This is a genomic window from Geodermatophilus tzadiensis, from assembly GCF_003002915.1.
Lineage (GTDB): Bacteria > Actinomycetota > Actinomycetes > Mycobacteriales > Geodermatophilaceae > Geodermatophilus > Geodermatophilus tzadiensis.
This window is the reverse complement of sequence record NZ_PVTG01000011.1, coordinates 151,831-177,855: the sequence shown is the minus strand read 5'-3', so window position 1 is coordinate 177,855 and position 26,025 is coordinate 151,831. Positions and strand designations below refer to the sequence as shown.

General features: G+C 73.8%; 25 protein-coding genes. 9 read left to right on the top strand and 16 right to left on the bottom strand.

Annotated elements, in window-relative coordinates; all coding sequences use genetic code 11:
- Positions 1–17: 17 nt before the first annotated feature.
- The 7 genes from LY71_RS15275 to LY71_RS15245 all read right to left on the bottom strand — a co-directional run bounded on the left by LY71_RS15275 (position 18) and on the right by LY71_RS15245 (position 6,987).
- Positions 18–686 (bottom strand): GntR family transcriptional regulator, encoded by a 669-nt coding sequence (locus LY71_RS15275; RefSeq protein WP_245887926.1) that lies wholly within the window; start codon positions 684–686, stop codon positions 18–20.
- Positions 687–819: 133 nt separating this feature from the next.
- A complete protein-coding gene (locus tag LY71_RS15270) occupies positions 820–2,079 on the bottom strand; it encodes an ABC transporter substrate-binding protein (RefSeq protein ID WP_106279059.1) in 1,260 nt (419 codons plus the stop codon).
- Positions 2,076–3,170, bottom strand: coding sequence for a branched-chain amino acid ABC transporter permease (locus tag LY71_RS15265; RefSeq protein ID WP_106279149.1), 1,095 nt, complete (start codon positions 3,168–3,170; stop codon positions 2,076–2,078). Before LY71_RS15265 ends, LY71_RS15270 begins: the two co-directional genes overlap by 4 nt.
- The gene (locus LY71_RS15260) at positions 3,170–4,051 is read right to left on the bottom strand and encodes a branched-chain amino acid ABC transporter permease (RefSeq protein WP_106279057.1); all 882 of its coding nucleotides are present in this window, start codon (positions 4,049–4,051) and stop codon (positions 3,170–3,172) included. The genes LY71_RS15265 and LY71_RS15260 overlap by 1 nt, the downstream gene beginning before the upstream one ends.
- Before the next feature lies 1 nt (position 4,052).
- Positions 4,053–4,763 (bottom strand): ABC transporter ATP-binding protein, encoded by a 711-nt coding sequence (locus LY71_RS15255; protein WP_106279054.1) that lies wholly within the window; start codon positions 4,761–4,763, stop codon positions 4,053–4,055.
- The gene (locus LY71_RS15250) at positions 4,750–5,532 is read right to left on the bottom strand and encodes an ABC transporter ATP-binding protein (protein WP_106279051.1); all 783 of its coding nucleotides are present in this window, start codon (positions 5,530–5,532) and stop codon (positions 4,750–4,752) included. Before LY71_RS15250 ends, LY71_RS15255 begins: the two co-directional genes overlap by 14 nt.
- A 198-nt stretch (positions 5,533–5,730) precedes the next feature.
- Positions 5,731–6,987, bottom strand: coding sequence for an MFS transporter (locus tag LY71_RS15245; protein ID WP_146146156.1), 1,257 nt, complete (start codon positions 6,985–6,987; stop codon positions 5,731–5,733).
- A gap of 355 nt (positions 6,988–7,342) precedes the next feature.
- On the opposite strand from LY71_RS15245, the gene ligM reads away from it, so the two are divergent.
- Positions 7,343–8,743 carry a vanillate/3-O-methylgallate O-demethylase gene (gene ligM / locus LY71_RS15240; RefSeq protein WP_106279047.1) on the top strand — a complete coding sequence of 467 codons (1,401 nt, stop codon included), beginning with the start codon at positions 7,343–7,345 and terminating at the stop codon, positions 8,741–8,743.
- Between the two features lie 230 nt (positions 8,744–8,973).
- Positions 8,974–10,335: an aminomethyltransferase family protein gene (locus tag LY71_RS15235; protein WP_106279045.1), complete on the top strand. Its 1,362-nt coding sequence runs from the start codon at positions 8,974–8,976 to the stop codon at positions 10,333–10,335.
- A 59-nt stretch (positions 10,336–10,394) separates the two neighbouring features.
- Here LY71_RS15235 and LY71_RS15230 read toward each other — a convergent pair whose 3' ends face one another.
- From LY71_RS15230 to LY71_RS15200, 7 genes are all read right to left on the bottom strand, one after another.
- The gene (locus LY71_RS15230; RefSeq protein WP_106279147.1) at positions 10,395–11,249 is read right to left on the bottom strand and encodes a class III extradiol dioxygenase family protein; all 855 of its coding nucleotides are present in this window, start codon (positions 11,247–11,249) and stop codon (positions 10,395–10,397) included.
- Complete coding sequence (ligA, locus tag LY71_RS15225) at positions 11,242–11,610, bottom strand: protocatechuate 4,5-dioxygenase subunit alpha (protein WP_106279043.1); 369 nt, start codon at positions 11,608–11,610, stop codon at positions 11,242–11,244. The genes LY71_RS15230 and ligA overlap by 8 nt, the downstream gene beginning before the upstream one ends.
- 35 nt (positions 11,611–11,645) lie before the next feature.
- Positions 11,646–11,924 (bottom strand): muconolactone Delta-isomerase family protein, encoded by a 279-nt coding sequence (locus LY71_RS15220; RefSeq protein ID WP_106279041.1) that lies wholly within the window; start codon positions 11,922–11,924, stop codon positions 11,646–11,648.
- Between the two features lies 1 nt (position 11,925).
- Positions 11,926–12,663, bottom strand: a complete 738-nt coding sequence (locus tag LY71_RS15215) for an alpha/beta hydrolase (protein ID WP_106279038.1) — start codon at positions 12,661–12,663, stop codon at positions 11,926–11,928.
- A 166-nt stretch (positions 12,664–12,829) separates the two neighbouring features.
- Positions 12,830–13,129 (bottom strand): 2Fe-2S iron-sulfur cluster-binding protein, encoded by a 300-nt coding sequence (locus LY71_RS23810; RefSeq protein ID WP_211297361.1) that lies wholly within the window; start codon positions 13,127–13,129, stop codon positions 12,830–12,832.
- 161 nt (positions 13,130–13,290) lie between these two features.
- Positions 13,291–13,953 (bottom strand): response regulator, encoded by a 663-nt coding sequence (locus LY71_RS15205; protein WP_106279034.1) that lies wholly within the window; start codon positions 13,951–13,953, stop codon positions 13,291–13,293.
- Entirely contained in the window at positions 13,950–15,545 is a 1,596-nt protein-coding gene (locus LY71_RS15200) for a sensor histidine kinase (protein WP_245887925.1), read from the bottom strand. The genes LY71_RS15205 and LY71_RS15200 overlap by 4 nt, the downstream gene beginning before the upstream one ends.
- Positions 15,546–15,859: 314 nt before the next feature.
- Here LY71_RS15200 and LY71_RS15195 point away from each other — a divergent pair, with 314 nt between their 5' ends.
- From LY71_RS15195 to LY71_RS15175, 5 genes are all read left to right on the top strand, one after another.
- On the top strand, positions 15,860–16,723 hold the full coding sequence (locus tag LY71_RS15195; RefSeq protein ID WP_106279030.1) for a methylenetetrahydrofolate reductase: 864 nt from the start codon (positions 15,860–15,862) through the stop codon (positions 16,721–16,723).
- Between the two features lie 51 nt (positions 16,724–16,774).
- The gene (gene folD, locus LY71_RS15190) at positions 16,775–17,635 is read left to right on the top strand and encodes a bifunctional methylenetetrahydrofolate dehydrogenase/methenyltetrahydrofolate cyclohydrolase FolD (protein WP_106279028.1); all 861 of its coding nucleotides are present in this window, start codon (positions 16,775–16,777) and stop codon (positions 17,633–17,635) included.
- A 232-nt stretch (positions 17,636–17,867) separates the two neighbouring features.
- Positions 17,868–19,367, top strand: coding sequence for an aldehyde dehydrogenase family protein (locus LY71_RS15185; protein ID WP_106279026.1), 1,500 nt, complete (start codon positions 17,868–17,870; stop codon positions 19,365–19,367).
- A gap of 64 nt (positions 19,368–19,431) precedes the next feature.
- Complete coding sequence (locus LY71_RS15180) at positions 19,432–20,298, top strand: alpha/beta fold hydrolase (protein ID WP_106279024.1); 867 nt, start codon at positions 19,432–19,434, stop codon at positions 20,296–20,298.
- A gap of 228 nt (positions 20,299–20,526) precedes the next feature.
- Entirely contained in the window at positions 20,527–22,161 is a 1,635-nt protein-coding gene (locus tag LY71_RS15175; RefSeq protein WP_106279022.1) for a tannase/feruloyl esterase family alpha/beta hydrolase, read from the top strand.
- A 65-nt stretch (positions 22,162–22,226) separates the two neighbouring features.
- Here the strand turns inward: LY71_RS15175 and LY71_RS15170 are convergent, their stop codons facing one another.
- A complete protein-coding gene (locus tag LY71_RS15170; protein ID WP_106279020.1) occupies positions 22,227–22,970 on the bottom strand; it encodes an IclR family transcriptional regulator in 744 nt (247 codons plus the stop codon).
- An 80-nt stretch (positions 22,971–23,050) separates the two neighbouring features.
- Between LY71_RS15170 and LY71_RS15165 the strand changes: the two genes are divergently transcribed.
- Both LY71_RS15165 and LY71_RS15160 read left to right on the top strand, forming a co-directional pair.
- Complete coding sequence (locus tag LY71_RS15165) at positions 23,051–24,028, top strand: PDR/VanB family oxidoreductase (protein ID WP_106279018.1); 978 nt, start codon at positions 23,051–23,053, stop codon at positions 24,026–24,028.
- 27 nt (positions 24,029–24,055) lie between these two features.
- Positions 24,056–25,267, top strand: a complete 1,212-nt coding sequence (locus tag LY71_RS15160) for a cytochrome P450 (protein ID WP_106279016.1) — start codon at positions 24,056–24,058, stop codon at positions 25,265–25,267.
- Between the two features lie 40 nt (positions 25,268–25,307).
- On the opposite strand, the gene LY71_RS15155 is transcribed toward LY71_RS15160, so the two are convergent.
- The gene (locus tag LY71_RS15155) at positions 25,308–26,012 is read right to left on the bottom strand and encodes a DUF4383 domain-containing protein (protein ID WP_106279014.1); all 705 of its coding nucleotides are present in this window, start codon (positions 26,010–26,012) and stop codon (positions 25,308–25,310) included.
- Positions 26,013–26,025 lie beyond the last annotated feature (13 nt).

Here is a 26,025-nt window from a genome sequence, read left to right as displayed (position 1 = left end):
GGACCGCCGCCCGCCGGCTACCTCTCCGTCGACTCCTGCAGCACCGCGTCGATGACCGCCTGCAGGTGTGCCCGGGCGGCCGACTCGGCGGCGTCGGCCCGGCGCTCCGCGACGGCGTCGACGACCCGCGCCAGCCCGTCGAGCGACTGCCGGGCCCGCCCCGGGCGCAGCAGGAACCGGAACTGGTGGCGCGCGATCCGGCTCTGCAGGCCCTCGACCAGCGACGACGCCATGGGCTGGCGCGCGGACTCCCGCAGCAGCCGGTGGTGCTCCTGGACCAGCGCCGAGTACACGAGCACCTCCTGGTCCGCCACGGCCCGCCGCATCCGCTCCAGGGTGGCCCGCAGGCGGTCGACCTCCCCGACCGTCGCGTTCTGCGCCGCCTTGCGCGCCAGCAGTCCGTCGAGGACCTGGCGGCACTCCAGGATGGCCACCGCCTCGGACGGGGACACGACGCGCACCCGGGCCCCGCGGTGGGGGATCCGCTCGACCAGGCCCTCGGCGATCAGCACGTCCAGGGCCAGCCGGGCGCTGTTGCGGGTCACGCCGTACCGCTCGCCCAGCTCGGGCTCGACCAGCCGCTGCCCCGGCACGACGGCGCCGCGCGTGATGTCCTCGCGCAGCCGCTGCTCGACGACGCGCCGGGCCTGCACGCCGCGGAGCAGGTGCGCCCCCGTGCCGGTCACCCGGACCCCCCGCTCACCGTAGGGACCTCCGACGCGGTGTCTCGAGGAGACCGGTCCGCCCGGCACCGCGGCGCCCGCCGTACGCGGGGGCGGCTCGTCCGCGGACGAGCCGCCCCCGCGCGTCACGCCGGTGTCACTCGAAGGACTCGACCGTGTCGTAGCCGCGGCCGTTGTACTTCTGCACGACCACCGTCGACACCGCGGGCTGACCGTCCTCGGTGGTGTTCACCGTCGTGTCCGGCAGCATGAGCGGCGCCTGGAAGTCCTCGATGGAGCGCAGCGCCTCCATGAAGTTCTCCCGGGTCGGCTCGGTCATCTCCGAGAAGGCCTGCTCGAGCGTCGCGCCGACCATCCAGCTCCACTGGCAGTGCGGGAACGCCGGCGGGTCCGGGTAGTTGCCGTACTGCGGGAGGGCGGCCAGGTAGGCCTTCACGTCCTCGTCCTCGGCGAACGCGGGGCTCGCCGGCGCCTTGGCGAACGACACGGAGTAGATGCCGGGGAACGCCGCGCCGCCGCCGGGCTCGAGGACCGCCCCCGGGCTCGACGTGTTCGAGGGCAGGAACCAGCTCGGCTTCCAGTTCAGCTGCTGCGCCTTCTGCAGCGCCGAGACCACGAGCGGGACCTGGGACATCGCGTTGAAGACGACGTCGGCCCCGCTGGCGGCGAGCTGGGTGATCTGCGCGTCGACGGACGTGTCGGTCGCCTCGTAGGTGAGCTGCTCGACGACCTCGATGTTGTCCGCGCCCTCGATGGCCGACGTGAAGCCCTCGACGTAGCCCTCGCCGTAGTCGTCGTTCTGCGACAGGATCGCGACCTTGTGGTCCTGGCCCGACGACGCCAGCAGCTCCCCGAAGGCCTCGCCCTCGTTCTGGTAGATCGGCACGAAGCCGAGCTGCCAGGGGCTCTCCTCGGCGTCGCTGAACAGCGGGTCGCCGGTCATGATCAGCACCTGCGGCACCTCGTCGGCGATCGCCGCGTCGCGCCAGGCGCGGTTCGTCGGCGTGCCCAGCCCCGCGGTCATCGCGAAGACCTCGTCCTTGAGCTGGTCGTAGTTCGCCGCCGCCTGCTGCGGGTCGTAGGCGTCGTCCAGCGCCTCGATCTCGACCGTGCGGGTCTTCCCGTCGCCGAACTCGACGCCGCCCTCCGCGTTCTTCGCGCCGAAGTACGCGGTGATGCCGGCGACCGTGCAGGTGCCCGGCCCCGCGGTGGCACCGCTCAGCGGGGTGGTGATGCCGAGCGTGATCGAGTCGTCGGTGATGCCGGGGCTGGCCTCACCGCCGGAACCACCGTCGCCCCCACCACCCACCTCGCGGGCGCAGCCCGGGAGCGTGATCGCGACCGCCGACGCGACGGCGATGCCGAGCGCCCTCCGCGATCGAAGGTGCTTCCTCATGCGTGACCTTGCCTCTCTGTCTCGGGTTCCTCCGCCGCGGTGCCCGACCCGGTGGTCGATGACGGAGTGGTCGGGGGTGCGGCGGGGCCGCGACCGGCGCGCGAGCGCCGCCGTCCGCGGGTCAGCGCACGGGGGAGCGACGCGAGGCCGCCGGGGAGGAGGAAGAGCACCACCAGCAGGAGCGCCCCCTGCAGCAGCGCCGTGAGGCTGGGGTCGATGGCGTTCGTCAGGTCCGGGACGACCACGTAGAACGCACCGCCGAGGATCGAGCCCACGATGCTCGCCGCGCCGCCGATCACCATCGCGACGAGCAGCTCGATCGAGTGCCCGAAGCTCATGGTCTCGGGGGAGGTGTACTGGACGACGACCATGTACAGGAACCCGCTCACGCCGCCGATCAGCGACGCGATCGTGAACGCCAGCACCTTGTACCGGTACGGCGAGATGCCCATGGACGACGCCACGTTCTCGTTGCCCTTGACGATCGCGAAGGCCCGGCCGTACCGGCCGCGGACGAGGTTGCGCGTCAGCAGGAACACCGTGCCGCCGATGAGGAACACCAGGTACAGCTGCCACTGGTCGTCGTAGAGCCCGGTCCCCTCCGGCGCGTCGGTGAAGCGCGCGGACAGGCCCTGCGAGCCGCCGGTGTAGTCGCTCAGCCGCTTGGCCAGCGGGACACCGACGATGGGCAGGGCGATCGTGACCATCGCGATGGCGAGTCCGCCGAGACGCGCCGCGGCGAGTGCCACCACCAGCCCCACGACGGCGGGGACCAGGCAGGCGAGCACGAAGACCAGGACGATGTTCCAGTCGTTCGTGACGCCGTACGCGGTGACGTAGGCGCCGAGGCCGAGGAAGAAGATCTGGCCGAGCGAGACCTGCCCCGTGTACCCCATCACGACGTTGAGCCCCAGCACGGCGACGGCGAAGACGCCGATGCGGGCGAGCGTGTCGTTGGCACCCTCCGGCAGCATGAGGGGCAGCGCGACGAGCACGACGAGGAGCACCAGCGGTCCGGCCCTGCGCACCCACGGGCGCCGGCGGAAGGACGAGGCCGCCGACGACGCCGGGGCTTCCACGACACGGGCCATCACACGCGCACCACGACTTTCCGGCCGAAGAGGCCCTGGGGTCGGACGATGAGCACGACGAAGATCAGGATGAACGGCACGGCGACCTTCAGGTCGAAACCGATGAAGCCGACGTACACCGCCGCCAGGTTCTCCAGCACGCCGATGATCCACGCCGCGACGACGACGCCGACCGGGCTGGTGAGGCCGCCGAGGATGACGGCGGCCAGTGCGTACACGAGGGCGTTGTCGAGCATCCCCGGCGTCAGCGTGAGCTGCGGCGCGACGAGCGCGCCGGCCACGGCGCCGAGCGCCGCCGCGAGGCCCCAGCCGACCATGAGGAGGCGGCCGACGGGGAGTCCGGAGAACGCCGCGGACTGCGGGTTGACCGCGACGGCCCGTAGCGCCAGGCCGAGCTTCGTGCCGGCGAACAGGGCCTGCAGCAGGACCATGACCACGACGATCGCGAGCGTGGTGCCGATCGAGCGGATGCTGACCGAGACGCCGAGCAGCGACACCGTCTCGAGGGAGAACAGCGACGGGAACTGCTGGTTGTTGTACGTCCAGAGCCACCCGGCGACGCCGGTGATCAGGGTCAGCAGGCCGATCGTGACGACGACGGCGGTGTCGGGGTCGCCGCGCTCGAACCGCCGCATCAGGTACCGCTCGACCAGGGCGCCGAGCGCGAAGGAGAAGACGATCGACAGCAGGATCGCCAGGACCAGCGGCACGCCCTGGTTGGTCAGCCACCACGCGACGTACGCGGCGAGCACGGCCAGCCCGCCCTGCGCGAAGTTGATCAGGCCGGTCGCCTGGTGGACGAGCACGATCGCGAGGGCGAGCGCGGCGTAGACCGAGCCGGTGGACAGGCCGTCGACGACGAGCTGGATGAACTTGTCCACATCAACCTCCCAGGTATGCGCGACGGATCTCGTCCATGCCCCTGAGCTCGGCGGACGTGCCGGTGAGCACGTTCCGTCCGGTCTCCAGGACCGTGGCGCTGTCGACGAGGGTGAAGGCGAGGTTGGCGTTCTGCTCGACCACGACCATGGCGATGCCGGACTCGATGCGCAGCCGCCGGATCGCGTCGTAGACGTTCTTCGCGGTGCTCGGCGCGAGGCCGAGCGAGGCCTCGTCGAGGAGCAGCAGCCGCGGCTTGGACATGATCGCCCGTGCCACCGCGAGCATCTGCTGCTCGCCGCCCGACAGGGCCGACGCGTTGGACCGGATGCGGTTCTGCAGGTTGGGGAACAGGTCGAGGCAGTAGTCGATGTCCTGCGCGACGCCCTTGGCGTCCTTGCGCAGGTAGGCACCGACCCGCAGGTTCTCGCGGACGGTGAGGTCGCCGAGCGTGCCGCGGCCCTCCGGCACGTGCGCGATGCCGAGGGCGGCGACCCGGTCGGGCCGCAGGCCGCGGATGTCCTTGCCGTCGAAGACGATGCGGCCACCGGCGCGGACGGTGCCGCTGATCGCGCGGAGGGTGGTGGTCTTGCCGGCACCGTTGGCGCCGAGGATGCCGACCGCCCCGTTGTCCGGGACGCGGAGCGACACGCCGTCCAGCACCTGCACGGGGCCGTAGGACGCGGTGACGCCCTCGAGCTCAAGCAGCGTCATCCGCGGCGTCCTTCCCGATGTAGGCCTCGATGACCCGGGGGTCGGACTGCGCCTGGGCGGCCGTCCCCTCCATGAGCTTCGCCCCGTGGTCGAGCACCACGACGCGGTCGGTGAGGGCGGCGATGAGGCCCATGTGGTGCTCGACGATGACGACGGTGATGTCGTCCTCCTCCCGCAGGCGCCGGACCGTCGCGATCAACGTCTCCACCTCGGCGTGCGGGAGACCGGCGGCGGGCTCGTCGAGCAGCAGCAGCTTCGGCTTCATGAGCAGCGCGCGGCAGAGCTCGACGCCCTTGTGGAGGCCGTGCGACAGCTCGTCGGCCGGCAGGTGGGCGGCCCACCCCAGGCCGTTGCGCTCCAGCAGCTCGAGCGCCTCGGCGCGCAGCTCCCGCTCCGCGCGCCGCGCGCGCGGCAGCCGCAGCGCCCACTCCAGCGGTCCGCCGGGGAGCCGGGAGTGGGCACCGAGCAGCACGTTCTCCAGCACCGTCGCGTGCAGCTGCAGCGCGGGGTGCTGGAAGGTCCGGGCCAGGCCGTGACCGGCGAGCGTCGCCGGACGCGCGCCCTGCACCTCGGCGCCGTCGATCCGCACGGTGCCCGAGGTCGGCCGGTAGTGCCCGCTGATGCAGTTGAACAGCGAGGTCTTGCCCGCGCCGTTGGGTCCGACCAGGCCGAAGATCTGGCCCGGCTCGACGACGAAGCCCACCTCCTGCAGCACCTTGATGCCGCCGAACTGCAGACTCACGTCCTGCAGCGTCAGCTCAGCTGCCATCGAGCGTCTCCCGCCGTTGCCACGTCGCTGCGGTCTGCGGACCGCAGCTCGCCGACGGAACCTACGGACCCGGCGTGAGATTGACAACGATTTTGGCGCGGAAGTTGCGCGAGCGTTCCGAACGCCGGCCCGGGGCCGCCCCCCGCGGCCGCCGTCCGCCGGTCCGGTGGCGTCGCGCCAGGGTCCACCGGCGGACCCTCAGCGGATCCGCTCGCCCCGGGGCAGCAGCACGGCGCCGAGCGCGACGAGGCCGGCGAAGCAGCAGACCAGGGCCGACTGGGCCGCCCCGACGGCGACGGCCGTCCCCACGGCGACCACCAGCGGCGGGCCGAGCAGCTGCCCGATGCCCGATCCCTGGGTGACCAGGCCGATGGCGGCGCCGGCCGACCGGGTGCCCCCCGACACCGCGGCCAGGCCGGCGAACAGGGCGGACGGCACCAGTCCGGCGACGAACGAGAAGCCGATCGCCGACGCGACCCGGGGCACCAGCGGGAACGCCGGGTCGAGCACCCCCCACACGGTCACCGCCATGCCGGCACACCCGGCGGGGATCACCCACCGCAGACGCGCTCCCCGGTGCAGCAGGTAGGCCCCGAGGAGGTTGCCCGGCGCGTTCGCCAGGAAGACGACGGCACCCACCAGGCCCGCGGTGGTGACCGGCAGCCCCTCGCCGGTGACCAGCGCGGCCGGCAGCAGGCCGACCACGGCCAGGTACTGCGAGGAGTAGAGACCGAAGACGACGCTGATGAGCAGGACGGACGGCGAGCGGACCGCGCCCAGCAGCCCTGCGACCGACGCCCGCCCGCGCCCCGCGACGGACGGCACCCACCGCAGGACCACCAGGAGGACGGCTGCCGCCAGGCAGGCGTCGGCGACCGACGCCCCCCGCCAGCCCACCAGCGCGATCGCGGGCGGCACGAGCAGCGCCGCCAGACCGGACCCCACCGGCATGTAGGCCCCCCAGGTGCCGGCCACGAGCCGCCGGTGCGCCGGGGCGGACACCTCCGAGAGCAGGGGCGGCGCCGCGAGGATCACCATCACGAGCCCGAGCCCCTCCGCCACCCGCGCGACCAGCAGTCCCGCCAGGGAGTCGACCACCGCGCCACCGAGGTCGGCCACGACAATCGCGAGCAGGCCGAGCCGGACCTGGCGGCCGAACCCCCACGTCTGGCCCAGCCACCCGAGCAGGATCCCGCCGGCCGCGCCCAGGGCGCTCACCGTCGAGAGGTACCAGGCGGCGGTGGTCGAGCCGAGCCCGAACTCGTCGTCGAGGACCGGCAGGGCGGCCGCGGCGCCGCCGATCTGCGCGGCGGCGACCACCCCGGCGCCCATGAGGCCCGCGACGGCACCCCAGGAGGTCCGGCCCCGGCCGGCAGGGCCGGGAGCCGGGTCTGCGGGCGGGCCGGGCACCTGGTCGTGGCCGGCGCCGCCGCCCGCGCCCTCCGTGGTCCGCACCACGCCACTCTCACCGATGCGGCCGGCGGCGTCGCTCCCGGGAGCCCGTCCGGCCCGACGAATACGTCAAATGACCCGGACACCTCGTCATCCGACGCACGCCGAGCGGCCGCAACGGCCGGGGCGGGGTGACGGATGGCTGTGTGCCGGAGCACAGCCGCGGCTCTACGCTGCAGGCGACCCGGCGATCCCCCATCCGTCCGCCGGCGACGTGGCGGACGACATCCCGGACGACGGGAGCCCCGACCGACCCAGGAGCCCGACCTCCCCGGCCGGATCGCCCCCGGGAGCCGACCCGCGGCCACCAGGTGACGGGCCGACCCGCAGAAGTGACCCCCGACGAGAACGGACGGACATGACCGCGAAGAACCTCCAGGAACTCCTCGACCAGACCGGTGACACGGTCGGCCTGCTGCGGAACTCCCAGCTGGGCGCCTACATCTACCCGGTCGTCCCCTCCGAGTTCACCAACTGGCGTCGGGAGCAGAAGGCGTGGCAGGAGACCGCCGTGCTCTTCGACCAGAGCCACCACATGTTCAACCTGTTCATGCGCGGCCCGGGTGCGATCCAGCTGATCTCGGACACCGGGATCAACAGCGTGGCCAACTTCCCGGTCAACATGGCCAAGCAGTTCGTCCCCGTCACCCCCGCCGGGAACGTGATCGGTGACGGCATCCTCTTCCGCCTCGACGAGGAGGAGTACGTCTACGTCGGCCGGGCCCCGGGCGCGAACTGGCTGCAGTTCAAGGGCGAGACCGGCGGCTACGACGTCGAGATCCGCAACGACCCCCGGTCCCCCTCGCGGCCGTACGGCAAGGCCGTCACCCGCGACCTGTGGCGCTTCCAGATCCAGGGCCCCAACGCCTGGCCGATCATCGAGAAGCTCCACGGCGGCGAGCTCGAGCAGCTGAAGTTCTTCCGGATGAGCACCATGAACATCGCCGGGGAGACCGTGCGCACGCTGCGGCACGGCATGGCCGGCGCGCCCGGCCTGGAGATCTGGGGCCCCTACGAGAGCTACGACCGGATCCGCGAGGCCATCCTCGAGGCCGGCCGGGAGTTCGGCCTGGAGCCCGTCGGCTCGCGCGCCTACTCGACCAACACCCTGGAGTCGGGCTGGATCCCCTCGCCGCTGCCGGCCGTCTACACCGGCGAGGAGCTGCGCCCCTACCGGGAGTGGCTCGGCGCCGACAGCTACGAGGCGACCAACGCGATCGCCGGCAGCTTCGTGTCCGACGACATCGAGGACTACTACACCAACCCGTGGGACCTCGGTTACGGGCCCTTCGTCAAGTTCGACCACGACTTCGTCGGCCGGGACGCCCTCGAGGCCCTGGACAAGGACGCGCAGCGCCGCAAGGTCACCCTGGAGTGGAACTCCGACGACCTCGCCAAGCTGCTGTCCTCCCCGGTCGAGGGCGCGAGGTACCAGTACTTCGACCTGCCGAACGCCAACTACGGGTCGTCGAACTTCGACTCGGTCGTCGACGCCGACGGCACGGTGCTGGGCCTGTCGATGTTCACCGGCATCTCCGCCAACGAGAAGAAGGGCCTGTCCCTGGCCACCATCAGCCCCGAGGTGCCGCACGGCGCCGAGGTCCGCGTGATCTGGGGCGAGCCCGACGGGGGCAGCAAGAAGACCACCGTCGAGCCGCACGAGCAGTTCGAGGTCCGGGCCATCGTCAGCCCGGTCCCCTACGCCAAGATGGCGCGGGAGACCTACCAGGGCGGCTGGCGCACCGCCGCCACCCAGTAGCACCGGACGTCGCACCGGCCCGGGCCGCCCACGCGGCCCGGGCCGGTGCCGTTCCCGGCGTACGTCGGATGTCGCAGGGGCGGCACACCACCCCGGCACGGCGGAGGCGTCATCCGCGGCATCCCCCGCAACGGCCCGGTGCCTAGCGTCGGGGGCGACGCGCACGGGGCACCCGCCCCGGTCACCGGCGACGGCGCCGGCGTCGACCTCCTGACGAAAGGCCTCCCGTCATGGCATCCGAGAGCCTCGCCGACGCGCTCGCCCGGGCCGGGAGCCCCGTCCGGCTGATGCGGGACCTCGCCTCCCCGCCCAGCACGTTCCCGGTCCGGCCGGAGTTCACCAACTGGCGGACCGAGCAGCGGGCGTGGGTGCAGACCTGTGCCCTGCTCGACCAGTCGCACCACATGACCGACCTGTTCATCGAGGGGCCGGACGCCCTGCGGCTGCTCAGCGGCCTCGCCGTCAACACCTTCGCGGGCTTCGGGGTGGGCAGGGCCAAGCAGTTCGTCGCCGTCGACCCCGAGGGCCACCTCATCGGCGACGCCATCCTCTTCCACCTCGAGGAGGAGCTGTTCGACCTCGTCGGGCACCCGATGGTCCTCGACTGGGTCACGTTCCACGTCGAGCGGGGCGATCACGAGGTCACCGTCGAGCGCGACGACAACTCCGCCGTGCGCGCCTCCGGTCCGCCGCGGCTCTACCGCTACGAGCTGCAGGGGCCGACCGCCGCCGCGCTGATCGAGCAGGTGACCGGCGCTCCGCTGCCCGAGGTCAGGTTCTTCCACATGACCGAGTTCCCGATCGCCGGGCGGCGCGTCCGCGGCCTGCGGCACGGCATGGCGGGCCAGCCCGGCTTCGAGCTGTTCGGCCCGTGGGAGGACGGCGAGGCGGTCCTCGAGGCCCTGCTCACGGCAGGAGCGGACCACGGGCTGGTGCGGGTGGGTGCCAAGGCGTACTCGACCGCCAACCTCGAGTCCGGGTGGGTGCCGGCACCGATGACGGCCCTGTTCTCCGACCACCCGCTCATGCAGGAGTACCGGGCGTGGCTCCCCGTCTCGAAGGTGGGCTCCATCGGCGGCAGCCACCACTCCGCCGACATCCGCGACCACTACCTCACGCCCTTCGACGTCGGGTACGGCAAGAACGTCCGGTTCGACCACGAGTTCATCGGCCGCGAGGCGCTCGAGCGGCTGGCCGAGGCGCCGCCGCGGACCAAGGTGACCCTCGTCTGGAACGCCGACGACGTCGCCGCGGCCATCGGCTCCCTGTTCCGGCCCGGCCCGGGTGCGAAGTACATCGAGATGCCGAAGGCCCGCTACGCCACCCACCACGAGGACCAGGTGCTCGTGGACGGCCGACAGGTCGGCATCTCGCTGGACTGCGGCTACCTGGCCAACGAGCGGGCGATGGTCTCGCTGGCCACGCTGGAGAACGAGTTCGCCGCGCCCGGCACCGAGGTGACCGTCGTGTGGGGCGAGGACCCGGTCTCGGCCAAGCCGGCGGTGGAGCAGCACGTGCAGGTCCGGATCCGGGCCACCGTGGCCCCCGTCCCGTTCGTCGACTTCGCCCGCGAGGGCTACCGCGCCCGCTGAACGAGGCGGGTCCCCGGGACGGGGTCGTCCCGGGGGCCCGGCAGCGGTGGCGCGGGTCGTCAGGCGGACGGCGGCCGGTTGTCGAACAGCGCGATGCCGGCCGCGGTGTTGGACGCCGGTACGAAGTAGTCCGAGTGCACCTCGGTCACCTGCTCGTCCATCGCGCCCCGCATCACCAGCCACATGATCAGCTCGATGCCCTCGGAGCCGGCCTGGGTGATGAGCTCCTCGCGGGTCAGCCTGGCCAGCCTCGCCGGGTCGGTGCGGATGGTCTCCATCCACATGTGGTCGAAGTCGGGGTTGATGAACCCCGCCCGGGCGCCGGCGAGCTGGTGGGACATCCCCCCGGTGCCCAGGACGCCGACGGTGATGTCCTCCGGGTAGCTCCGGATGGCCCGGCCGAGGGCTCGGCCGAGCGCGTAGCACCGCGCCGCCGTCGGCTGCGGGTACTGGATCACGTTGACCAGCAGCGGGATCACCGGGCAGGGCCACTGGTCCCCCGGGTCCGGCGTCCAGACCGACAGCGGCACGGTGAAGCCGTGGTCGACCTGGAGCTCCTGGAAGACGGTGAGGTCGAACTCCTCGTCGACCAGGCTCTCGACCAGGTGCAGGGACAGCTCGGGGTGCCCGACGACGTCGGGGACCGGGCGGCGGCCGAAGCCCTCGTCGGCGACCTCGTACCGCTCGGCGGTGCCCAGCCCGAACGTCGGCACGAAGTCGAGGTCGATGCCGTTGGCGTGGTCGTTGTAGACGACGATCGCGACGTCCGGCCGGTGCTCGGCCAGCCAGGCGCGGGCCGGGGCGTACCCGTCGAAGAGCGCCTTCCAGTTCGGGTCGTCGGTCTTGCCGCGGTCCATCGCCGCCCCGATCGAGGGCACGTGCGAGGTCGCCAGACCCCAGATCACCTCAGCCATCGCGGCGGCCTCCCGCACGCATCGCGGCGAGGAAGTCCTCCTCGCCCATGCCGGTGAACACGCCGCCGAGGTACTGCATCGACCGGCCGTCGATCATCGCCAGCTTGTAGACGTAGAAGATGCTGCCGCCGAGGTCGATCATCGCCTGCCAGTCGCGCCCGAGCACGGCCCGCTCCTGCTCCGCGGTCAGGCCGAACTCCCGGCAGTAGGCGGCCTCGTCGGCGAGGAAGCGCTGCCGGGCGTCGGCGTGGCGCAGGCTCATGAACAGCTTGTTCATGCGCAGCCCCCGCCGGCTGCTGTCGCCGTCGAAGACGGGGGTCCCCGGCAGGTCCCGGCGTCCGGGGCCGGCGTCGGTGCTCATGGCCGTCGTTCCTCTCTCCCGTACCGGTGCCCGCGTCACGCCCGCTCCTGCGGGTGGGTGGCCAGTGGCTCGACGTGGACGTCGAGCCACGGCGCCATCGGCAGCGACATGAGCGCGTCGTGCAGGGCAGCCGGGTCCTCGGCCTCGTAGAGCCCGATGGTGGCGTTGCGGCCCGGTACCCGCCAGAGCCGCTTGAGCACCCCGGCGGCGCGCAGCTCCATCGCCCGCGCGCGCTCGCCCGCCCGCAGCTCCTCGCGGCGCTCGGCCGGCGTGTCGGCGGGCAGTCGGTTCTCGGACCGGACGAGGAACTCCACCTCAGGTCCCCTCTCCCTCGGTCGGGGCCGGCCGGTCGCCGGCGACGTCGGCCAGCACTCCGGCCAGCTCCTCCGGCGCGGTGACCATCGCCTCGTGGCCGGTCGCGAGCTCGTGCACCGGCCAGCCCCGCTCCCGGGCCCGGTCGGCCTGCCCGGCGAAGACGCGCATCCAGCTGGTGCACTCCACGAAGGCCGCGGGCACGTCGTCGACCGCCCCGGTCAGCCGCAGCGGGTCGGTGTAGGTCTTCCACGGGTGCGGGGTGAGCTTCGGGGTGAGCCAGTCGACGTCGGCCTGCTCGGTCACCCCGAGCACGGACAGCTTGCGCACCGGCACCAGCCAGCCGAATCCCTGCTCGGCGGCCGACTCCGCCCAGTGGTGCTCCACCGTCTCCGGCAGGAGGTCCCGGGCCGCCTCGCCGTCCGAGCCCACGAACGCGTCCAGGTAGACCCGTCGCGCGACCTGCCCGGGGCGGCGGTCGGCGACCGCGGTCACGACCTGCCCCGCGTAGCTGTGCCCGACGAGCACGACGTCGGTGAGGCCGAGCACGTCGACGAGCCGGACGACGTCCTCGACGTGCGTCTCCAGCCCGACGAGCGGGGTGAGCAGGTGGGCCCGCTCCGAGAGCCCGGTGAGCGTCGGGGTGTGCACGTCGTGCCCCGCCCGGCGCAGCCGCGGGGCCACCCGGTCCCAGCACCAGCCGCCGTGCCAGGCCCCGTGCACGAGGACGAACGTGCTCACGACCTCGCCTCCTCGGACGACTCGGGGACCGCGGGCGGCCTGCGCCCACCCGCCCACCGTAGGGGCGGGGACGACGGGCGGGATCGGCGCGATGTCACGCGGCGGCCACCGCTGCGGCCGGGGCGTCTACGTCATCCGTCGTGGGAGGCCCGTGCGGGCGGGCCCCTCAGAGGTCGAGGACCAGCCGCGGCGTCGCCGACCGGGAGACGCAGATCATCATCGTCTCCCCCACCGCGCGCTCCTCGGCCGTGAGCAGGCCGTCGCGGTGGTCGGGGGTGCCCTCGAGGACCCTCGTCTCGCAGGCCCCGCAGCCGCCGTCGCCGCAGGCGACCGGCACGTCCAGGCCCGCCCGGCGCACCGCCTCGAGGATGGCCGTGTCCGCGGGGACGTCGAGCAGCAGGCCGGCGGTGGCGCACACGACCTGGACCGGTGCGGCGTCCTCGGCGGGTCCGGGAGCGGTGCCCACGTCGTCCTCCCTCCGTCGTGCGGCCGGGTGCGGCGCGACGGCGCCGGTCCCGCCCGTGGCGACGCTAGGGCGGCCGGCCGGCGGACGGATCGCGCGGTTGACCCGACCCCGGAGGGGGCTCCCGTCTCGCCGCGGGTGCGACAGATGACGGCGGCGGTTCCTCAGCGCGGCTGGACGAGGCCCTCCTTGACCGCCAGCAGGGCCGCCTGCGTCCGCGAGGTGAGGCCCATCTTGGTGAGCAGGTGGCTGACGTGCGTGCGGGCCGTCCGCTCGCTGATGACCAGGTGCCGGGCGATGTCCTTGTTGGACCGGCCCTCCGCGATGAGCACGAGCACCTCCTTCTCGCGTGCGGTCAGCACGCCCAGCCCGGTGCGCGGCGCCCGCATCTCCTGGGTCAGCCGGCGGGTCACCGCCGCGTCCAGGAAGACCTCGTCGCGGACCGCCGCGCGGAGGGCGGCGTCGACCTCGGCCGGCCCGGCGTCCTTGAGCAGGTACCCGGAGGCCCCGTTCTCCAGCGCGGCGTGCACGCGCTCGGTCTCGCCGAAGCTGGTCAGGATCACCACCTTCAGCTGCGGGAAGCGGCGCAGCACCTCGCCGGTCGCGGTCACGCCGTCCATCCCGGGCATCTGCAGGTCCATGAGCACGACGTCGGGCAGCTCGTCGTGCGCGGCCGCCCGGGCGAGCCGGTCGAGGGCCTCCTGCCCGTCACCGGCCTCGTCGGCCACCTCGACGTCCTCGAGGGCCTCGAGGTAGGCGACCACCCCGCGGCGCACGACCGCGTGGTCGTCGACCACCAGGACGCGGATCGGGTCCGGCACGGTCACCGTGCGGCCTCCCCGTCGGGAGCCACCGTCGCCGGGACGGAGGCCGGCAGCGGCAGGGTCAGCCGCACGCACGTGCCACCGGAGGCCGGCTGCAGCACCCGGACGGTCCCGCCCCACCGGGACGCCCGCTCCCGCATGACCGTCATCCCGAAGCCGCTGGACGCGGCGCTCCCGGTGTCCGTCGCGCCGGGCCCGGCGACCAGCCCCCGGCCGTCGTCGGCGACCTCGGCGACCAGGCGCCGCCGGCGGCCGTGGGCGGTCACGGCGAGCCGGACGTCGACCCTCGTCGCGGCGGCGTGCTTGACGCTGTTGTGCAACGCCTCCGCGACGACGCGGTACACGTCCTCGAGCAGGTCGGCGTCGAACGCCGCGAACCGCTCGGGGTCGCCCAGGTCCAGCGACACCTCCAGGCCGGTGCGGGCGGCCGTCGTGTCGACCAGCGACCGCACCGCGGAGGCGAGCCCGCCGGCCGTGGTCGCCGCCGGCCGCAGCTCCACCACCATCCCGCGGAGGTCGGCCAGGACCGCCTCCGCGCTGCCGCTCAGGTCGTCGGCCACCTGGGCGACCCGGTCCGGGGTGGGCGGCATCCCCCGCGCGACGAGCACCCCCAGGGACCGGGCCTGCATCATCATCGAGAAGACCTGCTGGACCACCGAGTCGTGCAGGTCGCGGGCCAGCTTCTGCCGCTCCTCGCGGCGGGCCACGTCGCGCTCCCGCTCGAGCAGCGCCGCGTGGTCGACGGCCATCGCGGCCTGCTCGGCCATCGCCAGCAGGAACTCCAGCTCGGTGTCGCCGACGACCTGGCCGGGTGCGTAGAAGGCGTTGAGGATGCCGACCGGCTCCCCCCGGACCAGCAGGGGCACGCTGACGAACCAGTCCCACCGGGGGCTGCCCATCATCTCGTGCAGCGGCGCCCACGCGGGGTCGCCCATGACCGCCTCGTACCGGTTCGGCACGACGAGGGGCTGCCGGGTCTCGAGCGCCTCCAGCATCATCAGCCGGGCACCGAGGGCGCGGCACTCCAGCAGCTTGTCGAAGAAGTTCGCGGTGCGCCCGAACCCGGCGGCGCCCATGACGTGGAGGCGGTCGCCCGACGAGTTCACCGTGAGGACCTGGACGCCGGCGAGGGCGTCCGTGCGCGCCACCTCCCGCGCCAGCGCCTCGAGGGTCCCCACCAGCGAACGCTTGGACGCGACGCTGCTGGCGGCCGTGGCGATGGCGGCCAGTCGCCGCTCGCGCAGCCGGCTCAGCGTCACGTCGCGGAAGGACACGACCCACCGTCGCCGGCCGGGGACCGGGGCGAGCACGTAGGCGAACTCGCGCCGCTGGCCGGGCACCGGCTCCCAGGTGACGGTCGGCTCGCCCGAGCGGGTCGCGGCCGGCTCGTCGTCCGGCGCGGGGAACGGGGACGGCGTCCCCGCGACGGCGTCCGGGTCCAGCCCGCACAGCCGCACGGCCGCGGGGTTCGCCTCGACGAAGCGCGCCTCGGCGTCGATGACCGCCAGGCCGTCCGGGGCGTACCGCACCACCTCGTCGCCGGGGGTGAGCGGGGTGGCCGGCGCGGCGAGGACCACCCGTCCTCCTGACCTCACCGGACCTCCTCGTGCGCGGTTGGCGTCGGGGCGGCGTGGCGCCGCTCACCCGGGGGAATGCTGGCACGCCGGGGGCCCGCCGTGTCCAGCGGACCGGCTCGGTGCACCCGGCCGGAGGGGACCGGCCGTCGCACCGCGACGTTTGACGTACGCCCGGCGACCGATCCGGTGGACCGGGTGCCGCCAAAGCTCCGTCCCGGCCGCGAGGTGGCCGAGGTCACGATGGTCGCAGCACGACGGTGGTCCGTCGCGGTCCCCGCGCGGCCTCCTGGGCACCGAAGAGCTCGCCCCGACCAGTGCAGAGGAGACACCACGTGAAGCGCGCGCTGAGCGTCCGGGACCGAGCCACACGGGAGACGCTGCGGCGCGCCTTCGGCGACCTCGGCTACGAGGTGATCCCGTTCAAGAAGACCGAGCAGGCGGTGCTCGAGCACGTGCCGAGGGACGTGCGCCTGACGGTGACCGCCTCGCCGGCCAAGGGCCAGGACGCCACCATCGACCTGGCCGTCGCCCTCGTCGGGCACGGCTACACCGTGGCTCCCCACCTCTCGGCCCAGCAGGTCCGCGACCGCGCGCACCTGGCCGACGTCGTGGCGCGCTGCCGCGAGGCCGGCATCACCGACGTCTTCGTCGTCGGCGGCGACCCCACCGACGACCCCACGGAGTTCGCCCACGCGCACGACCTGCTGGTCGCGCTGCACGAGCTCGACCACGGCTTCACCGACATCGGCATCGGCGGTCACCCGGAGGGCCACCCCACCGCGTCGACGGAGACCCTCTTCCAGGCGCTGAAGGACAAGGCGCCCCTGGCCACCCACATCACGACCCAGATCGTCTTCGACCCCGAGGTCATCCTCACCTGGGCCCGGGAGCTGCGGAACCGCGGCATCGACCTGCCGGTGCACGTCGGGGTGCCCGGGGCGGTCCACCGCCAGAAGCTGCTACGGGTCTCCGGCGGACTGGGCATCGGCGAGTCGGCGAAGTTCCTCAAGAAGCAGCAGAGCCTGTTCTGGCGGTTCTTCGTCCCCGGCGGCTACAGCCCCAACCGGATCATCCGGGAGCTGGCCCCGCACATCGGCAAGCCGGACAACGGCCTCGCGGGCTTCCACGTCTTCACCTTCAACGACCTCGGGCCCACCGAGACCTGGCGCCAGCAGATGCTGAGGGACGTTGCCTGACACTCCCCGCGCCGGCGCGCCCGCCCGGCCGAGCGTCTCGAGGAGGACCCGGTGACCGCACGGGTGATCGACGGCACGGCGGTGGCACGCCGGGTGCGCGAGGACGTCGGGCGCGGCGTCGCGCAGCTCGTCGCCGCGGGCGGGAGGGCTCCCGGCCTGGCGACGGTGCTCGTCGGCGACGACCCCGCGTCGGAGGTCTACGTCCGCAACAAGCGCCGCCTCTGCGTCGCGGCGGGCATGCAGGACCTGCACCGCCACCTCCCCGGGGACGTCGACCAGGCGTCCGCGGCCGCGCTGGTCGACGAGCTGGCCGCCGACCCGCAGGTGTCGGGCATCCTGCTGCAGCTGCCCACCCCCCGGCACCTGGACTCCGACGCGCTGATCGCCCGCATCCCGGCGGAGAAGGACGTCGACGGCCTGACCACCGCGAACGCCGGCCTCCTCGCGCAGGGCCGGCCGGGTCTGCGGCCCTGCACACCCGCCGGGGTCATGGCCCTGCTGGACGAGTACGACGTCCCCCTGGCGGGCGCGGAGGCGGTGGTGGTCGGCCGCTCCGTCCTCGTCGGCAAGCCGATGGCCCAGCTGCTGCTGGCCCGCCACGCGACGGTGACGGTCTGCCACTCCCGCACGCGCGACCTCCCCGAGGTCTGCCGGCGCGCCGACGTGCTGGTCGTCGCCGCGGGCATCCGCGGGCTGGTCGGCCGCGACGCGGTGAAGGCGGGCGCGACCGTCATCGACGTCGGGATCCACCGCGGGGACGACGGGCTGGTGGGCGACGTCGAGTCCGACGCCGTCGCCGAGGTGGCGGGCGCGCTCACCCCGGTGCCCGGCGGGGTCGGCCCGATGACGATCGCCATGCTGCTGGCCAACACCCTCACCGCGGCCCGGGTGCAGCAGGGCCTCGCGGACTGATGCCCCGGTCGGGGACTCCTCGCGGGAGGACCGGAGCCGGCGCGGGTGTCGTCGTGGGGGTCCTGGACGTGACGCCGGACCCCTCATCCGACGACGGCGGCCGCCACGCGACCGTCGGGCTGAGGGCAGGAGCTGCACAGGACCCCGGAGCCGGGACGACCCGGCTCCCGGCCGGCGTCGGGACCCCGGACCGGCAGCGAGACAGCGAGACCACAGAGAGGTGGCGATCCGCATGACAGGCACGGTGAGCACGACGGCCCCGGTGACCACGGGGCTCTACATCGGCGGGCAGGTGCGCTCGACCGAGGAGACGCTCGAGGTCGTCGACCCGGCCAAGCCGGGTGAGGTCGTCGGCCACGCGGCCGCGGCGACGGAGCAGGACGTGGCGGACGCCGTCGCGGCGGCGAAGGCGGCCTACCCGGCGTGGTCGGCCCTGTCCGCGCAGGAGCGGGCCGCGCAGATGGCCGCGGCGATCGAGGGGATCGCCGACGAGCGCGACGAGGACGCGCGGGTGCTGTCGCTGGAGAACGGCAAGATCCGCACGGAGTCGTGGGTCGACGCGCTGGTCTTCGAGATCCGGTGGCAGCTGGCCCTCTCGCTGGTGGACGAGGTGGAGCACAGCAAGGTGCTGCCCCCCGCACCGGGCATCCCGGTCGCGACCACCGTCCAGTACCAGCCGCTGGGCGTGGTGACCGTCATCGTGCCGTTCAACTGGCCGATGGCCATCCTCGCCGCGTCGCTGCCGCACGCGCTGCTGGCCGGGAACACCGCCATCGTCAAGCCACCGCCGTCGACGCCGCTGGCGACCACCCGCCTGGTGCAGCGGGTCGCCGAGAAGCTGCCGCCGGGCGTGCTCAACGTCGTCACCGGGCGGGACAGCGAGATGGCCGGCCTGATCGCCAACCCGGACGTCGCGAAGGTCTGCTTCACCGGCAGCGTCAACGGCGGCAAGAAGATCATGGAGATGGCCTCCCGCAGCCTGACCCGGGTGACCCTGGAGCTGGGGGGCAACGACGCCGCGATCTTCCGGGAGGACGCGGTCCTCGACGACGCCCACCTCGACCGGCTGTTCGCGGCGATCTACGACACCACGGGCCAGATCTGCATGAACGCCAAGCGCGTGTACGTGCACCGGTCCCGCATGGACGAGCTCGTGGCCGGGCTGTCGGCGCGGCTGGAGCAGGTCGTCCTCGGCCACGGCCTGGCCGAGGGCACCACCATGGGCCCGCTGCACCAGCCCGCCCAGAAGGCGTTCGTCACGGAGATCATCGAGGAGGCGAGGGACTCCGGGGCCACGGTCCTGGAGTTCGGCGAGCTGCCCGGCGGCGAGCTCGCCGAGGGGAACTTCCTCCGCCCGGCCGTCGTGGTGGACCCCGACCCCTCGCTCCGGGTCGTCGTCCAGGAGCAGTTCGGCCCGGTCATCCCGGTGATCCCCTTCGACGACGACGACGAGGCGGTGCGCCTGGCCAACGACTCGTGGGGCGGCCTGTGCGCCTCCGTCTGGACCGCGGACACCGAGACCGCCACCCGCCTCGGCGGGCGTCTGGAGTGCGGGTACGTCTGGGTCAACGACCACGGGGCCACGCGGCTGGACCTGCGCGCACCCTTCGGCGGCATGAAGCAGTCGGGCATGGGCCGCGAGCAGGGCATCGAGGGCGTCCGCGCCTTCCAGGACACCCGCTCGATCGCCCACCTGGCCGACGAGACCGAGCAGGCCGACGCCTCGGCCTGACCGTCCCCGGGCCCGGCGGGGTGCTCCCCCGCCGGGCCCGCCCGTCCCGATCGAGAGGCCCCGCGTGCCGCGCAGCTCTCCCGTCGACGCCTTCGCCCTGGCCTACGACCGCAGCGGCGAGGGACCTCCGGTGGTGCTGCTGCACGGCTGGCCCGGCGACCGCCGCGACCACCGCCTGGTCGCGGCGCTGCTCGCCGACACGGCCGACGTCGTGGTCCCGGACCTGCGGGGGTTCGGGGAGTCGGACGGGCACGACGTCCGGCCGGACGAGGGGTACTCCGCCGACGCGCAGGCACGCAGCGTCGCCGGGCTGCTCGAGGAGCTCGGGCTGGGGCCGGTCGTGCTCGCCGGCTACGACATCGGCAGTCGCATCGCCCAGACCGTCGCCTGGCAGCACCCGGAGCGCGTGCGGGCCCTGGTGGTCACCCCGCCGCTGCCCGGGGCCGGGCGGCGGCTGCTCGCGCCGGAGGTCGTGACGGAGTTCTGGTACCAGACCTTCCACCGGCTCGACCTGTCCGGACGGCTCCTCGACGGCGACCGCGACGCCGTCCGCACCTACCTGGAGCACTTCTGGACGCACTGGTCGGGTCCCGCTTTCTCCCCCGATCCGGCGGAGCTGGACCGGCTCGCCGACCGCTACGGGCGACCGGGTGCCTTCACGTCCTCGATCGGCTGGTACCGGGCGGGGTCGGGCACCCTGGCCCGCGGCCTCGCCGAGCAGGTGCCCGAACCCGCCGAGCGCCACCGGACGCCCACGCACGTCCTCTGGCCGTCGCACGACCCGCTGTTCCCCGCCGAGTGGGCCGACCGCCTCGGGGAGTTCTTCAGCGACGTCTCCGTGACGCCGCTGCCCGGCTGCGGGCACTTCGTGCCGGTCGAGGCGCCGGAGGCGTTCGCCGAGGCGATCCGCGCGGTCCTCGCCACGGGCTGACCGGCGGCCGATCAGGCCGGCAGCGATCCGGGGACGTGCCCGGGTGCACGGACCGGGCCAGCACCAGCGACACATGTCGCGCCCGCACGAAGACAGCTCCCCGCTGTGATCTCCCTCACCCCGGCCGGAGCATGGCCGGCGGATCGGCACCCGGCGGGGCGAGCGCCCGACGTCCGTCCCCCTGACCGGCAGATCTCTCCCGTCCGACTCCCGAGAGGCACCCACCCCATGCCACCACGTCGACGGTTCCGCCGTCTCCACCACGCCGCGCTCGCGGTCGCGGCCACCACGGCCAGCCTGGCCTTCGTCGTCGCCCCGGGGGCACAGGCCGCCCCACCCGCCACCTCACCGGCCACCACGGTCGACACCGTCGCACCGGTCCTGACCTGCGATGCCGACTCCTTCACCCGGCTCGGGATCACGAACACGACGGTCACCGAAGCCGTCCGGCACCCGGGTGACGCCACGACGCCCGCCTCCTGCCGCGTCGCCCTGACCGTCGACGACCCCGAGGACACCGGCGTCGTCACCGTGCACGTCTACCTGCCCGATACCACCTGGAACGGCCGGTTCCAGGGCGTCGGCGGCGGAGGCTTCACCGGCGGCAGCGAGGAGCGCACCCTTCCGGCACTGCGCGCCGGCTACGCCGCGGCCTGGACGGACGCCGGGAACCCGGCGGGCGGCAACGCCGACCCGGAGGACGACGCCGTGTTCGGGCTCAACCCCGACGGCAGCCTGAACTGGCCGGCGATCGAGGACTTCGGCCACGAGGGCGTCCATGACATGACGGTCACGGCCAAGGCGGTCACCGCCGGTTACTACGGGCAGGAGCCGGCGTACTCCTACTGGAACGGCTGCTCGACCGGCGGCCGGCAGGGGCTCGTCGAGGCGCAGAAGTACCCGGACGACTACGACGGGATCGTCGCCGGGGCCCCGGTCATCAACTACTCGGAGCTGCAGATCGCCCAGCTGTGGGGTCAGGTCGTGATGTTGCAGGAGGACAACCCGGTCCACCCGTGCAAGTTCGAGGCCGCGCTGGCGGCCACGGTCGCCGCCTGCGACACCGTCGGCGACGGCGTGGTCGACGGCGTCATCGGGGACCCGCTGGCCTGCCGCTTCGACCTGGGCACCCTCGAGGGCACGGTGACCCCCTGCGGCGTGATCACGGCCGAGGACGTCGAGGTCATGCGGCGGATCGCGGAGGGGGTGCGCGACGCGGACGGCGGGTTCCTGTGGTACGGCCTCGTGCCGGGCGCTCCGTACGCGGGGCTCCACGACGTCTCGCCGCAGGCCGACGGCAGCCTGGTCCAGCAGCCGTTCGCCTACGACATCTGGTGGTTGCGCTACTTCCTCACCCAGGACCCGGACTTCGACTGGCGGACGCTCACCTACGAGTCGTTCCGGCACTGGTTCGACGTGTCGGTGCAGCGGTACGACGAGGTGTTCGGCGGGACCGACGCGGACCTGTCGGCCTTCCGGGACTCCGGCGGCAAGCTCGTCATGTGGCACGGCGCGGCCGACTTCGGGGTCATGGTGCAGGGCACGATGGACTACTACGAGCGACTGCAGGACGAGCTCGGGCCCGGTCACACGCAGCAGTTCGCCCGGCTGTTCGTCGCCCCCGGTGTCGGGCACTGCCGCGGGGGCGCCGGCGCCCAGCCGGTCGACCCGCTGAGCGCGCTGGTCGAGTGGGTCGAGCAAGGCAGGGCGCCGCGGACGCTGGACGCGGCCACCGAAGCCGGCGCGACGCGGCCAATCTGCCTCTACCCGTTCGTCGCGCAGTGGACGGGCCGCGGCGACCCCGCCGACGGCAGCACGTACCGCTGCGTGCGGGCGACTCCGTTGGAGCCGCGTCGGGCCTGACGGCCGGCGGCCGAGGGCAGGGGCGGGGCCCCGGCGGACGCCCGTCCGCCGGGGCCCCGCCTCGTTCAGCCCAGTGACCGCCCGATCCCCCGGGCGCCGGCCAGCAGGGCCGGCACGGCGGACACGGCACGGGCGTCGTGGGGGACGATCACCGAGAGCGCCGCGACCACCTCGCCGAGCGCGTTCCTGACCGGGACGGCGATCCCCGCCGCGTCCGGGTGGACGTGTCCGGTCAACAGGGCGTAGCCCTGGCGGCGCACCTGCTCGAGGGCCGCCCGGAGCTGGTCGGGAGTGGTGATCGTCGCCGGTGTGCGGCTCTCGAGCGGCCGGGCCAGCACCCGGTCCACCAACTCGGGCGGACCGTAGGCCATCAGGACCATCCCGGACGACGAGATGTGCAGGGGCAGCCGGCCGGCGATGCGGGAGTAGTTGACGACGGCGTCCCGGGCCGACAGCCGCTCGAGGAAGATCACCTCGTCGCCGTCGAGGACGGCCAGCTGTGCGTGGTGACCGACCACGGCGTGCAGGTCCTCCAGGAAGGGCATGGCCGCGTCGCGCAGCGACCGGGTCGGCGCGGCGCGGGAGGCCAGCTCCCACATGCGCATGCCCACGTGCACGGTGCGGTCGGGAGCGCGGCCGAGCAACCCGTGCTCGACGAGCTGGCCGACGATCCGCGAGGCGGTGGCCACGTGCAGCCCCGAGCGGCGGGCCACCTCGGAGACGCTCAGCGCCGGCTCCTCGGCGGTGAAGGCCTCGAGGACGCGGACGGCGCGGCTCAGCGAGGACTCCCCCGTCGCGACGCGTGGCACGGTCCCAGTGTGCCCGACGGTCTCTCGTCCATTGAGAGGGTGTTGGCTGCGCCACACGTCCGTGCCCCACCCTCTCCCCCATGGTCGCCACCACGCCTCTCGTTCCCGCGGAGGCCACCGAGGCCGCGACGCTGCGGGTGACGGCGAAGCAGCGTCAGGCCGACGACGTGCTCACCCTGGAGCTGGCCTCCCCCTCCGGCGGCCGGCTGCGCGACTGGACCCCGGGCTCGCACGTCGACCTGGTGCTGCCCAACGGGCTGACCCGGCAGTACTCGCTGTGCGGCGACCGCTGGGACCCGCACACCTACCGGGTCGGCGTCCTGCTCGAGCCGGGCAGCCGGGGCGGTTCCCGCTACGTCCACGAGCACCTGCAGGTCGGTGACCTGGTCGGCGTCGGCGGGCCGCGCAACAACTTCCCGCTCGTCCCGTCGGAGGAGTACCTCTTCGTGGCCGGCGGCATCGGGATCACGCCGATCCTGCCGATGCTCCGGCAGGCCGAGCTGCTCGGCGCGGAGTGGCGGCTGCTCTACGGCGGACGCCGGCGCGGCTCCATGGCCTTCCTCGACGAGCTGGCGCCGTACGGCGAGCGCGTCGTCGTCCGGCCCGAGGACGAGTACGGGCTGCTCGACCTGGCCGGCTTCCTCGGCGCACCGCGGGAGGGCGCCCGCGTCTACGCCTGCGGGCCCTCGCCGCTGCTCGCCGCCCTGGAGCGGGCCTGCGCGGACTGGCCGCCGTACACGCTGCGCACGGAGCGGTTCGTCGCCGAGGAGGGCGGCACCCCGGTGCGCACCGCGCCGTTCGAGGTCGAGCTGGCCCGCACCGGGACGACGCTGACCGTGACCCCGGACGTCAGCGTGCTGGAGGCGCTCAACCGCATCGGCGTCGAGGTGCTGTCCTCCTGCCGCCGCGGCGTCTGCGGCACCTGCGAGACGACCGTGCTCGCCGGCCGCCCCGACCACCGCGACGCCCTGCTCGACGACGACGAGCGCGACGCGAACGACTGCATGTACGTCTGCGTCTCCCGCTCGCGCGACGAGCGCCTCGTCCTCGACCTCTGACCCGTCCAGGCCCTGCGGAGGACCCCGATGACCGCCACCGCCCCCACCGGCACCGCGCTGCCCACCAGCGACGTCGACCCGTTCAGCCACGAGGTGCTCGAGGACCCGCTCCCGATGCACGCGGAGCTGCGCGAGGCCGGACCGGTCGTCCACCTGGCCCGCTACGACGTGTACGCGCTCGCCCGGTACGCCGAGGTCCACGCCGCCCTGGTGGACTGGCAGCAGTTCCAGTCCGCCGCCGGGGTGGGCCTGTCCAACTTCCGCTACGAGGAGCCGTGGCGCCCGCCGAGCCTGCTGCTCGAGGCCGACCCGCCGCGGCACGACGCACCCCGGCGCGTGCTGCAGAAGGTCCTCGGCCCCCGCGCCCTCCGCAGGCTCCGCGAGGGCTGGGCGGCCGATGCGGAGGCCCTCGTCGAGGAGGTGCTCGCCCGCGGCCCGGCGTTCGACGCCGTCCACTCGCTGGCCGCGACGTTCCCGCTGCGCGTGTTCCCCGACGCGGTGGGCATCCCGCAGCCGGGCCGGGAGAACCTGCTGCCCTACGGCGACCACGCCTTCAACGCGTTCGGGCCGGACAACGACCTCGTCGCCAGGGGCGCGCCCCGCGTCGCCGAGCTCTCCGCGTGGGTGAACGCCCAGTGCCGGCGCGAGGTGCTCGCGCCGGTCGGGTTCGGTGCGGACATCTGGGCGGCGAGCGACCGCGGCGACATCACGCCCGAGCAGGCCCCGCTGGTCGTGCGGTCGCTGCTCACCGCCGGGGTGGACACGACGGTGCACGGCATCTCCGCCGTCCTGTACGCCTTCGCCACCAACCCCGACCAGTGGCAGCGGTTGCGCGAGGAGCCGGCGCTGGCCCGCGTCGCCTTCGACGAGGCGGTGCGCTGGGAGTCACCGGTGCAGACCTTCTTCCGGACGGCGACCACCGACGTCCGGGTCGGGGACGTCGTCATCCCCGAGGGCCGCAAGATCCTCATGTTCCTGGCCGCGGCGAACCGGGACCCGCGCCGGTGGAGCGATCCCGACCGCTTCGACCTGTCGCGCGACCCGTCGGGGCACGTCGGGTTCGGGATGGGCATCCACCAGTGCGCCGGCCAGCACGTCGCGCGGCTCGAGGCCGAGGCGATCCTGACGGCGCTGGCCCGCCGGGTCCGCACCATCGAGCTCGACGGGCCGACGGTCCGGCACCACAACAACACGCTGCGGGCGTGGGAGAGCATCCCCGTGCGCGTCCGGGTCGACTGAGCCGGTCCGCTCGCCGCCGACCCGTGTGCGGGGCCCGGGGTCAGCCGGGACGGCGCCACGGGTCGTCGAAGGACATCCACACGCGCCGGCGGTCGGCCCTGCTGGTCACCCGGGCCATCGCGGCCACCCGGCGGCGCTGGTCGAAGGTGGCCACGTGCTGGACGACGGCGACCTCGGCGTCGCGCATCGCCCGCTCGGCGGCGAACTCCGCCGGCGTCGACGGGTGCCCGTCGTCCTCGTCCGCCTCGAACGCGTGCGGGTGGGCGTAGGGGCTGTCCTCGGGCAGGTGCCCGCCGATCCGGCCGTAGGCGCCGAGCATGAGCAGCAGCAGGCCGACGGCGACGGAGAACGCCACGTTCCTGAACTCGAAGGCCAGGAGGTTGAGGCTGGTCCGCAGGACGGCCAGGTTGACCAACGCCGAGAGCAGGAACAGCGAGCCGACGACGATCATCACGGTGGAGGCGACCCGGGGACCGCGCGCGGCGGCCCCGAGGAGCACGAGCGCGACGACCACCGAGAGGAGGGACAGCAGGCCGTTGGAGGACAGGCCGAGGACGCGCCGGCCCTCGGTGGAGAAGAAGTCGAGGCCGCCGGCGAAGCCGAGCAGGCCGAAGACGAGCAGGAACAGGGCCACGAGGACGGCGCCGGTGCGCTGCACGGCGAACACGCGGGCGCCGAGGGTGCGCCGCTCCCGCGGAGGAGCGGAGCGCGCCGGGCGGTGGGGGAGGTGGACTCGCAGTGCCATGGTCGGCTCCCGG